The following is a 9,773-nucleotide window of genomic DNA, read 5'->3' on the forward strand; positions in this document are numbered from 1 at the left end:
GGTACACTGTGTACTTATAATTGTTTATGACAGTGAAAGAAAATTTAAGAGGCAGCAAATTATGAAGATCGCACAAACTGCTCTCAGAGAAAAAGTTCACCACTTAGCTGAGGAAGCATTTCACCGGAAGCTAATTTCTGGCTACGGCGATGGTCAAAACAGCAACGAATATCAGATTGTCTGGAACGGCAAACCCAGACACCTACCTTTAGAACGGGCGAGTACCATATTGAGCAATTTGATCGATCGATCCCACTAACGAGCGATCGGACTAATTAAGGACTTACGCTCATCAACCGGATTTCTACGAGCAATCAGAGGAGGATTAGCGAAGCATCGGATCAGAAACCGGATCGATCACCGCGCGCGCGTGGGCCCTGTAGTTTAAGCTCATTTCTTGACCCCTCCTATCTCCTGTTAGGGGGGGTAAGTTTGTTTTGTCGATCGTCGAAGATGAGTAAACTTCCATATCACCCTTGCTGTGTGCGTTCTAAAGTGGTAAAAGTCTGAGCTTTTTTTGTATCTATATATACCTTTTGGCAGTTTTCGGAAAAAATAAGTTTGTGTTTTAGTGAAATTAAATAAATTAAAAGTAGAGATAATATGGCGAGCAACGAAGTTCAGGGGAAGTTGCTAATTATCGGTGGCGCGGAAGACAAAGAGGGGGACTGCAAAATTCTGCGGGAATTCTTGCGGTGCGCCGGAGGCACTAAAGCCCACATTGTGATCATGACTGCTGCCACTAGCCTGCCGGGAGAAGTAGGAGATAATTACATCCGAGTGTTTGAGCGACTTGGCGCTGAAGATGTGCGAGTTGTTGACACCCAGAAACCGGAAGATGCCAACAATCCAGATTATTTAGAAGCGATCGAACAAGCCACCGGCATATTCTTTACCGGCGGAGAGCAAGCGCGGATTATTAGCTGCTTGAAAGACACCATACTCGACGCAGCTATGCACAAACGCTTCTCTGAAGGTATTATCATTGGTGGCACCAGTGCCGGCGCGGCGATGATGCCAGACGTGATGATTATTGAAGGAGACTCGGAGACAAATCCCCGCGTTGATGTGGTAGCAATGGGGCCGGGAATGGGTTTCCTTCCAGGAGTTGTCATCGACCAACATTTCGCCCAGCGAGGTCGTCTGGGACGCTTAGTTTCCGCACTCTTGCTGCAACCTGCCGTGTTGGGATTTGGTATTGACGAAAATACAGCTATTTTAGTCCACGGTGACGAGTTGGAAGTCATTGGCGAAAACTCTGTAACTGTCATCGACTCGTCTGAACAACTCCACGACAATCTGGAGGGACTGTTGAAGGATGAGGCTTTGGCGATTTGCGGGGCCAAGTTGCACATCCTCCCCCACGGATACCGGTTTAACTTGAAAACTCACCAGCCGGTGCTCCATAACGTAGCAATTACAGGAGAGAGAGAAAGGGCGATCGCCTAATTTACTTGCAACTGGCAAACATCTCAAAATTATGTAAGGTGAGCACTGCACACCTTACCCCTTCTACCAAGTAGGATGGTTAAAAACCCAGTTTCTGTATCCAAAAATGGCGTTGCTTAATTGGGGTATGAAATTTGTAGGGGCAATCCCCCCGTGGTTGCCCCACCGCTGACTTAGAATTACTTCATCAGGCAAAATCATACTTGAATTCAGCAGCACCCCAAAAATAATAAAAAGAAGAGGATTTTACCTCTTCTTTTATTGCTGCGGTTTCGGGTTTTTTAAGCACTTTTCTGTTCGCCAAAAATCGACTGCTGCCCTTCTGCGGTCGATATTAAATTCCACCCTTGAGTTCTCAGCTTCTGATATGTTGCCCATCCCTTAGAACCGCCCGGTTCCCGGTAGTCGGATACAGCGAACTGCGGAAAAGCTGTATAAGGCCGCCACCCTTGACGGGCATCGGTGCGTAAGTGCAATATCTTTTCTCCATTGCGTCCCAATCTGGGCAACCAACACATTTGTTTTAGCATTTTTAACACTCCAGAGTTTTACAGTAACGGTAATTCGCCAACATCCCACATTAAACTTTTAGAGCCTTAGAGCCACTGCTCGGAATATCTAACGGGTAATAGGGACGAATGAGATTTTCATCAATTACCAATTACTGAGGTAGCAGCAGTCGTTAAAGCTGATGAAAGGTTCTACAAAGTTTGCCAGTCAAAAACTATAAAACAAGTGATACCAAGACATAAGCAAAAATAATCATTGCTATTCTCGGCTCAAACTTGGCTTAAAGTCGCGGGAAAACCGAGTTGAATAAAGGATTCATGGTTCGGGTTTCCCTTGCCTTACAATTACACGCTCATCCTCGCTGTTTCCGCATAAAATTACATCTTTCTACGGTATTATTCCTGTAGGGCAAAAAATGTTTCTTTAGTTACAAATTTTAAATATTCACCACGATTTATCTAGTTATCAAAAGTTAAATTACTTTTCATAAACAGCGCTTAATAATTTTTAGTTACTTTAACTACATTTTTGATTTAAATCTGGCCTCCGCGTGCTGGTGCGTAGTGTCTACTACTAAATCCTCCGGCTGCCCACTGTACAGGTTACAACATAAGAGTTACAGGGTTAACTCTTAACAACGATGGCGACCAATCTGCCAAATTGTAAAAATCAATACTAATCACACTTATAAGCTGTGGAGCATTTAAACGACTAACGAACCAGGTAAGGTGCGTCATTCGCGAACACTTACAGTTACAAGGGAAACGCTTATGTACGCTCCGCACCCTACAATCGTCCTTTAAATGTCGAACAGCTTAAGTTCTCCAAACAAGCTATTCATGGCCGCTGCAATTGAATTCAAACTCTTTGCTTCCAACAACAAAGCAGCTACACTGCTCGGCTCCTTTTCCCAATGGGCAGAAATTCCCTTAAAAAAAGATAAAAAGATGACAAACGTTATTTCCGCACTAAAATTCAGGGCGTTGCTTAATCAGGGTAGGAAAAAAAATAAGTTGAAAATCCCGAAGCTTTGTAGATAATGGTTTCTATGACTTGGATATTTAGCCTTTCATACCATAAATCAGCAACGCCCGGTTTTGTTAGTCACAGCAGTAGGAATACCGATGCTGTGGATGGGCGAAGAGTTTGGACAATCCTCTCGGCAAACTCCCAACCAGCCGCATAAACTGCAATGGTATTTGTTGAAAAATCCGCCCAATCATGAGTTTTTGGAATACTACAAACAGGTGATTCGGCTGCGGCAACATTTGTCGGCACTTTATACCGACAATATTGAATTTATCCACGAAAATCCCGAAGCCAAAGTGCTGGCTTATTACCGCTGGAGCGATGAGGGAACGCGAGCAGTAGTTGTCGCTAATTTTTCGGAGACTTATCTATCTGGTAACTGTATTCCTAAGCTTCCGGCTGCGGGAACTTGGTACGAGTGGATGTACAACAAAATAGTAGAAGTTGGAGAAGAAGGGTTTAAGTTTGATTTGCCGGAATGGTCAGCGCAAGTATTTGTTTGAGAGCCGGAGAATTATGTCTGCAGGCAGATGATATGCGAAGTTGTACAACTGTAAATTATATTTAGGATGGGCGCACCCAACTCAACAAACTGGGTTTTTCTACCTAGGTGGATGGCTGTAACGATACTTTTTTGTAAAAAAACTCGGTTTCTGCATCCAAGAGTGCGATCGTAATTCCTGGTATTGAGAATAACAATTACAGGGTGACGTGCCAATCGCGAATTAATACGTCAATTAACACGTCAATTAACACAAATTTGTCGGAGGACAAACTTTATGGGCTGGCTAAAAAGATTGTTTGGTTTAGAAAAAAAAGAAAATCAAGAAACTGTTGACGCTCCTGCTTATCAAGCACCTGTAGCTCAATCTCAAGCTCAAGCTCAACCTGCTGCGAGCGCTCAGACAATCCCGCCGGAACGCATGGGCTTGAACGGAGAATACGATCAAAGCGGTTTAGCTAAACGGGTAGCTCAGGCTTTCGATGCAAATCCCGATGTTGCGGATATTGAGACTGTTTATGTGGCTCAACTTGGCACTACTGTGGTTCTCAAAGGTACAGTTCCCAGTCAGGAAATTGTCAACAAGTTGGTGACAATTGCTAAAGGCGTTAAGGGTGCAACTGGGGTGGAAACTAATCAAGTTACTGTCGGCTAAAGCGACTTTATTTCTAACAGTTAGCAGTTGACTGTTAGCAGTAGTTAAGTTTACTGTAACTGTTAACTGCTGCTAACAGTATTTTTTATCTATCATGGTGTCAATAAAAAATATGACAGGGGAAACCTTAGAACCTACTCGCGGTAAATTAGAACGGACTCTTTCGCAGGGAATTCAAGCTTTGTACCGCTCTAAACTCGGACACCCAACGAGTCAGGCGCTGTGCAATCTTTTGGATAACAAATTGATAATAGTTGTGGAAAATGGGCTTACTCAACCCGAAAAACTGCTGGCTCAGAACGGTCAGGAAGATTTGGCTTTGCAGGTGCGGACACAATTAGAATCAGTTCTGGAATTGCCACTGAAAGAATTAATCCAAAAGGTTTTGGGCGTGGGAGTTACTGATTTGCTCCGCGATGCGACCTTGGAGACAGGCCGCACTGGAACGATCGCAATTTTGGACTCTGCACCTCAAGTTCGTGATTCTAACTATAAATCTAAAACTCAACCAAAAGCATTGGAGAGTTGAGGTGCTGGCGGATAACTGTTTCTAAATCTTTGATGTTAAAAGGTTTGGAAAGGTATTCCACGCAGCCTGCTTGGAGAATTCGAGCGCGGTCTTCTGGTTTTGCTAGTGCTGTGATAGCAACAATCGGAATATGTCTGATAGCGGGGTTTTCTTGGACGCGCTTTACTACTTCCATACCGTCTATATCCGGCAGGCAAATGTCGAGTACGATTAGGTCGGGCTGTCGATCGACTGCTGCAGAAAGAGCTGCGTACCCGTCCACTGCTCCCACACACTCGCACCCGAATAAATCGAGTATTTGTGTCAGCAGCTCTAAGTTGTCAGGATTGTCGTCTACCGCCAACACTAAAGGACGCTTTTCAACCGGGGGTTGACCGCTAATGAGAGACGAGGATTCCAATTTATTGTTCCAATTAGGGTAGTTCATAAATGCCGATCGCAACGATCAAAAAATTTGTTACCGAGGCATTCTTCAAGTGGCGCTGCGGCACTTGACACAGATTGGCTCGTATTTGTAGCTCTCCCATGACCAGTTTTTGGTCTAACCCGATACAATATCGCTACAAGCTGCGGGCAAAACGACCGCAGTTGATTCATTCCATAGCATCTGCTTAATTCTACCTCTCCCAGCGCCAATTACCAACTGAGGCTCTCTTGGTGCGTCAGCCATGGTAAAAATACGCAATAAATACGAAAACTCTTACCAATAAAGCATTCTCGCTTAATAGCATTGAAGAGTGGCGACAGCTTCTTCGGATATTAACCACATTAAACATGGGTTTCCCTACCTGGATCTACCTAAAGGAATATTCTAACCGTTACTTTATTTGAATAACTTACACCTGCTGAGAGATACTTGATTACTCTACTTTAGACTTCAATGTTTTTAAGTAGTAATAATCACAATTTAAGCCAGTAAAAAAAATCATTTTTTACCTGAGCTTTACCGGATATTAACCTAGGAGGTTTTAATGACAATTCCAATCAGAGACGACCTGACTTACATTTTGCTCAAAAAGATTGGCAGCGGAAACGGCAGGGGAGAGTCGGAAATTAGGAACGCAGCCGAAGAATATGTCGGTCACCAAGTGGCGGAAGCGGAATTGCTCGGTCATTTAGACTACCTCAACCAAAGGGAATTTATCAAAGCTCAGTTTAGTGGCGAGCCTTATGGAGGAACTGAGTTATTGCCGCCTTTAGTGGCATTTCAACAAGCTGAGTTAACAGAAAAAGGTCGCAAACTGTTACACAAAATGGAGACGAATCCTCCGAAGTCGCTCCACCAGGAAGGATCGGCAGTTCCTATCGCTTCAAAGGATATGCCGTTTTTGGAAAAAGTGATGGTAAAAGGTCACTTGGAGGATATTTTTGATGCCCGCGACATTACCGAAGTAGTGTACCGGATCATGCGCGATGTGATGACAACAGAAGCCAGCGATCGCGTGGAATCTGAATTGCACAAAGAAGTTTTGCCTACTGATGACAAAACCCTGCAACAAGAAATAGCAGACCTCTGGAAAGATACCAATCCGCTGGTGGGATTGCTGAGCCGGATACGTCAGCCTTTGACCGGCCCGCCTGCACCTGCGGGGATCGATGGCAATTTGTTTGCACGGAGGGTGGAACTAGAAGGCGCACTTCCTTCGGGAGTAAAACCGGAAACTGCGATCGCCGCTGTATTTTCGGCGACGAAGGATGAGCTGTCCGAGGAGCGAATTCAGGAAATAGCTGGCTTTTTGCCGGACAGAATTCGGGGAATTTGGGAGTCGGCTTAATAAGACCGTTTAAGGTATAAATACTTACTAGCCGGTTTGAGCAATCAGTATTCTCCCTCCAGAGGGCAGAATACTGGTTGCTCAAATCGGTTTTTCTATACCTTTTGTGTTGTAGCTCTGCAATTGCTTTGTAGTGAGGACTGGAGTCCTGATTCAACTCGATCGAACTTTCGTCCTCACTAATTGCCCGATCGCTCTTTCCTTGCCTTGTAAGTGCTGTGAAAAACTCGATTTATCACTGAAATTTGTCTAAAAAGTGGAAATATCCCCAGAAACCGAGTTTCGCGCTCTTGGGTTGGGTCTAGCCCCTAGACGGGGCGAAAGTATTGTATTGTATAATACAGGGCAAGTTAAGACTGTGGCTCGCAAAAATGCTGTCAACAGCCCGGGAGATCAAAAGCGATGACCCGCACCAAAGTTAGACAAATGTCACGATCGACTTTAGAACAAGAGATTTTACTCAATCGAATTACCAATCGCATCCGCAACTCTTTAGAACTCCAAGAGATTTTGACGACCACAGCGCGAGAAATCCGCAGCTTTTTAGAGAGCGATCGAGTAAAAGTTTATCGCTTTGAGACCGACGGTAGCGGTGAGGTCATTGCTGAGTCCATCAACGGTGACAATTTGCCATCTATGTTGGGTTTGCGCTTTCCACCAGGCGACATTCCCCATAGTGCTCGGGAAATGTTTCTCAAAGCGCGGCAGCGAGTGATTGTAGATGTGGAATTGAAGCATCAAACAATTAATCGGTTAGATTGTCCCGAAACCGGCAAAACTTTAGCAGTTGAAGATATTAGCTATCGTCCTGTAGACCCCTGTCACGCTGAATATCTGAAGGCTATGGGGGCACGTTCTTCTCTGACGGTGCCGATTTTGCATCAAAATCACCTTTGGGGGCTGTTGGTGTCTCACCATAGCCAACCAAAACGGTTTAGCGATCGAGAATTGAAAATGGTGCAGTTGCTTGTCGATCAACTTTCAATTGCGATCGCCCAATCTTTTCTACTGAGTCAAGCTAGACAGCAAGCGCGCGACGAAGCCGTTATCAACCAAATTACCAGTTTGCTGCATTCTCCTCTGGAACTAAACGAAATTCGGAAAGCTGTTCTCGAACAAACTGTCAAGCATTTGCGTGGTTCAGGAGGGCGACTCTACATTGCAGCCGAGTTTGGCGATCGGCCCGCTTTGCTTTATACCTGTGGCCAGCAGCCTGCGGACATCGACCTTGAACTCAGCCCATTTTGGCAGCAGATTATGGGGAGGGCAAACCAAGACGATCCAGCACAAACTGCTAATCATACCAGCCAATTAGGTATTTTTGAAAATCTCTATTCCCAGCATTACAGCTCAATTGACAGTAATATTTCCAGTTTTATCGTACCGCACTTGTACGCAATTTCTGATATTTCTAAAGAACCTCAACTCAAATCTGTATCTGCCAATTTAGTCGCAGCTTCCATTCGAGCATTTTTGGCAGTACCGCTGCAATACCGCCAACAGTGCATCGGCTGTCTCACCGTTTTTCGCAGCCCTATACAAACCGAAATTTTGTGGGCGGGCCGTTGCAGTTCGGACACCCGGCACGATCGTCCCCGACAGTCATTTGCAGCTTGGAAAGAAATCAAAACAGGCGAAGCTCAAAAGTGGACTAGCGAGGAACAGAAGCTAGCACAATCTTTAGGAACTCACCTGTACATGGCTGCCATGCAGAGGCGTGTCGAGGCGATGATCCGACATCAAGCTTCTCACGACCCCTTAACTGGTTTACCTAATAGATTACTGTTTAATGAAAGGCTGTCTTTAGCTTTAGCTAGCGCTCACCAAAATGGAGAAATGCTGGCGGTAATCTTTCTAGATTTAGATAGATTTAAAAATGTTAACGATACTCTCGGTCATCCAGTGGGGGATTTGTTGCTGCAAAGTGTATCTCGGCGTTTGACTAACTGTTTGCGCGTGGGGGATTCGATGGCTCGTTGGGGCGGAGATGAATTTACTGTGCTGCTGTACAATATCAACACGCCAGAGGAAGCAACTAAGATTTGCCAGCTAATTATCCAGAGTTTAAGCACTCCTTTTGATTTTGAGGGTCTGGAACTTTATATTAAGGCTAGCTTGGGAATTGCTTTGGCTCCTTACGACGGAGAAGATGCAGAAACTTTGCTAAAAAATGCTGATGCTGCGATGTACAAAGCTAAACAGAAAGGTCGCAATAATTATCAGTTTTACACGCAGGCGATCGGCAGTAAAGTCTCCGAGGATCTTAACTTAGAAAATCATCTTTACAAAGCTCTAAAAAAATCTGAGTTTGTCCTGTACTATCAACCGCAAATAAATTTAAATACTGGCAAAATAGTGGGCGTGGAAGCTCTGATTCGCTGGGAGCATCCCGAACGCGGTTTGATTCCTCCCGATCGATTTATTCCCTTAGCTGAGGAAACAGGATTAATCTGCCAAATTGACGAATGGGTGATGCGGACTGCTTGCTTGCAAAATCGAGCGTGGCAGTTATTGGGATTGCCGCCGATGCGGATAGCAGTGAATTTATCAGCCCGCCAGTTTCTGCAACCTCACACGGTACAAACCATCGCTGAAATTTTATCAGAAACCAAGTTAAATCCCGAATATTTAGAAATAGAAATTACCGAGAGCATTGCCATGACAGATGTGAGTTTTACGGTGTCGGTATTGCAGCAGTTGCAGGACATGGGAATTAACATTTCTCTGGACGATTTTGGCACCGGTTATTCTTCGCTGTGGTCTCTGAAAAACTTTCCCCTCAATAATTTAAAAATAGACAAATCTTTCGTGGCCGATTTGGTGACTGGCAGCAGCGGTGCTACTATTGTGAAACTGGCGATCGCCTTGGGACAGGGCCTGAATTTACAGGTGATTGCTGAGGGAGTGGAAACAGCAGAACAGTTGGCGTTTTTGCGATCGCATCAGTGCGATATGGGTCAGGGTTACTTCTTTAGCAAACCAATACCGGCGGCGGCCATCACCCAATTGTGCTTAGAAAATCAATCGGGGAACAAACAAAAGCTTCTCTTTTGAGCGATATCTGATAGGGACAAACGCTTTCGCCGTTTCCGGCGCGGAGAGTAGGACACGGCGCCATGCCCATAGGTGTCAACTTAAACCTGAAAGCCTTGGTATCTCTCGTTCATAGCCAAGTCTAGATCCCCCTAAATCCCCCTTAAGAAGGGGAGTAGGGGTTGACTTTGATAAGACTCTTGTCCCCCCCTTCTTAAGGGGGGCTAGGCAGGGTGGATTAATTGTCCCCAAGTAAATTATAATAGTCGAGCGCGAGCGGCTCGAGTCCGC

General features: G+C 45.0%; 11 protein-coding genes. 8 read left to right on the top strand and 3 right to left on the bottom strand.

Annotation, left to right across the window (positions count from 1 at the left end):
• The first annotated feature begins 61 nt into the window (after positions 1-61).
• Together QUB20_RS14705 and QUB20_RS14710 are read left to right on the top strand one after the other, a co-directional pair.
• A complete protein-coding gene (locus QUB20_RS14705; RefSeq protein WP_333057913.1) occupies positions 62-259 on the top strand; it encodes a hypothetical protein in 198 nt (65 codons plus the stop codon).
• Positions 260-603: 344 nt separating this feature from the next.
• Positions 604-1,449: a cyanophycinase gene (locus QUB20_RS14710; RefSeq protein WP_333240652.1), complete on the top strand. Its 846-nt coding sequence runs from the start codon at positions 604-606 to the stop codon at positions 1,447-1,449.
• A 281-nt stretch (positions 1,450-1,730) separates the two neighbouring features.
• On the opposite strand, the gene QUB20_RS14715 is transcribed toward QUB20_RS14710, so the two are convergent.
• Positions 1,731-1,979: a hypothetical protein gene (locus tag QUB20_RS14715; protein WP_333145102.1), complete on the bottom strand. Its 249-nt coding sequence runs from the start codon at positions 1,977-1,979 to the stop codon at positions 1,731-1,733.
• Between the two features lie 819 nt (positions 1,980-2,798).
• On the opposite strand from QUB20_RS14715, the gene QUB20_RS14720 reads away from it, so the two are divergent.
• The 4 genes from QUB20_RS14720 (at position 2,799) to QUB20_RS14735 (ending at position 4,674) form a co-directional block, all read left to right on the top strand.
• Positions 2,799-2,999: a hypothetical protein gene (locus QUB20_RS14720; protein ID WP_333246446.1), complete on the top strand. Its 201-nt coding sequence runs from the start codon at positions 2,799-2,801 to the stop codon at positions 2,997-2,999.
• 57 nt (positions 3,000-3,056) lie between these two features.
• Positions 3,057-3,491: an alpha amylase C-terminal domain-containing protein gene (locus QUB20_RS14725; RefSeq protein ID WP_333246444.1), complete on the top strand. Its 435-nt coding sequence runs from the start codon at positions 3,057-3,059 to the stop codon at positions 3,489-3,491.
• 276 nt (positions 3,492-3,767) lie between these two features.
• Complete coding sequence (locus QUB20_RS14730) at positions 3,768-4,145, top strand: BON domain-containing protein (protein WP_333240642.1); 378 nt, start codon at positions 3,768-3,770, stop codon at positions 4,143-4,145.
• Positions 4,146-4,239: 94 nt separating this feature from the next.
• Positions 4,240-4,674: a DUF2294 domain-containing protein gene (locus QUB20_RS14735; RefSeq protein WP_333291438.1), complete on the top strand. Its 435-nt coding sequence runs from the start codon at positions 4,240-4,242 to the stop codon at positions 4,672-4,674.
• On the opposite strand, the gene QUB20_RS14740 is transcribed toward QUB20_RS14735, so the two are convergent.
• The gene (locus QUB20_RS14740; RefSeq protein ID WP_333291440.1) at positions 4,643-5,074 is read right to left on the bottom strand and encodes a response regulator; all 432 of its coding nucleotides are present in this window, start codon (positions 5,072-5,074) and stop codon (positions 4,643-4,645) included. The two genes, QUB20_RS14735 and QUB20_RS14740, sit on opposite strands and share 32 nt — an antisense overlap.
• A 141-nt stretch (positions 5,075-5,215) precedes the next feature.
• Positions 5,216-5,344: a hypothetical protein gene (locus QUB20_RS14745; protein ID WP_333272936.1), complete on the bottom strand. Its 129-nt coding sequence runs from the start codon at positions 5,342-5,344 to the stop codon at positions 5,216-5,218.
• Positions 5,345-5,645: 301 nt separating this feature from the next.
• On the opposite strand from QUB20_RS14745, the gene QUB20_RS14750 reads away from it, so the two are divergent.
• Together QUB20_RS14750 and QUB20_RS14755 are read left to right on the top strand one after the other, a co-directional pair.
• Positions 5,646-6,449: a DUF2267 domain-containing protein gene (locus tag QUB20_RS14750; RefSeq protein ID WP_333246438.1), complete on the top strand. Its 804-nt coding sequence runs from the start codon at positions 5,646-5,648 to the stop codon at positions 6,447-6,449.
• A 402-nt stretch (positions 6,450-6,851) separates the two neighbouring features.
• On the top strand, positions 6,852-9,503 hold the full coding sequence (locus QUB20_RS14755) for an EAL domain-containing protein (RefSeq protein WP_333246436.1): 2,652 nt from the start codon (positions 6,852-6,854) through the stop codon (positions 9,501-9,503).
• Positions 9,504-9,773 lie beyond the last annotated feature (270 nt).

The sequence above is a fragment of the Microcoleus sp. B4-C2 genome, from assembly GCF_036705265.1.
Taxonomy (GTDB): Bacteria; Cyanobacteriota; Cyanobacteriia; order Cyanobacteriales; family Microcoleaceae; genus Microcoleus.